Source organism: Bacillus sp. RHFS10 (assembly GCF_016757475.1).
GTDB classification, from domain to species: domain Bacteria; phylum Bacillota; class Bacilli; order Bacillales; family Bacillaceae; genus Bacillus; species Bacillus subtilis_G.
Genome location: NZ_JAESPO010000018.1, coordinates 1 through 1171 on the forward strand (window position 1 = coordinate 1; position 1171 = coordinate 1171).

Here is a 1171-nt window from a genome sequence, read left to right on the forward strand (position 1 = left end):
CCCTTTGTTCTGTCCATTGTAGCACGTGTGTAGCCCAGGTCATAAGGGGCATGATGATTTGACGTCATCCCCACCTTCCTCCGGTTTGTCACCGGCAGTCACCTTAGAGTGCCCAACTGAATGCTGGCAACTAAGATCAAGGGTTGCGCTCGTTGCGGGACTTAACCCAACATCTCACGACACGAGCTGACGACAACCATGCACCACCTGTCACTCTGCCCCCGAAGGGGACGTCCTATCTCTAGGATTGTCAGAGGATGTCAAGACCTGGTAAGGTTCTTCGCGTTGCTTCGAATTAAACCACATGCTCCACCGCTTGTGCGGGCCCCCGTCAATTCCTTTGAGTTTCAGTCTTGCGACCGTACTCCCCAGGCGGAGTGCTTAATGCGTTAGCTGCAGCACTAAGGGGCGGAAACCCCCTAACACTTAGCACTCATCGTTTACGGCGTGGACTACCAGGGTATCTAATCCTGTTCGCTCCCCACGCTTTCGCTCCTCAGCGTCAGTTACAGACCAGAGAGTCGCCTTCGCCACTGGTGTTCCTCCACATCTCTACGCATTTCACCGCTACACGTGGAATTCCACTCTCCTCTTCTGCACTCAAGTTCCCCAGTTTCCAATGACCCTCCCCGGTTGAGCCGGGGGCTTTCACATCAGACTTAAGAAACCGCCTGCGAGCCCTTTACGCCCAATAATTCCGGACAACGCTTGCCACCTACGTATTACCGCGGCTGCTGGCACGTAGTTAGCCGTGGCTTTCTGGTTAGGTACCGTCAAGGTACCGCCCTATTCGAACGGTACTTGTTCTTCCCTAACAACAGAGCTTTACGATCCGAAAACCTTCATCACTCACGCGGCGTTGCTCCGTCAGACTTTCGTCCATTGCGGAAGATTCCCTACTGCTGCCTCCCGTAGGAGTCTGGGCCGTGTCTCAGTCCCAGTGTGGCCGATCACCCTCTCAGGTCGGCTACGCATCGTTGCCTTGGTGAGCCGTTACCTCACCAACTAGCTAATGCGCCGCGGGTCCATCTGTAAGTGGTAGCCGAAGCCACCTTTTATGTTTGAACCATGCGGTTCAAACAAGCATCCGGTATTAGCCCCGGTTTCCCGGAGTTATCCCAGTCTTACAGGCAGGTTACCCACGTGTTACTCACCCGTCCGCCGCTAACAT

Annotated in this window: 1 rRNA gene; it reads right to left on the reverse strand. The window is 54.7% G+C overall.

Features of this window, described 5'->3' with window-relative positions:
• Positions 1-1171 (reverse strand): 16S ribosomal RNA (locus JMN17_RS21365); the annotation flags it as partial.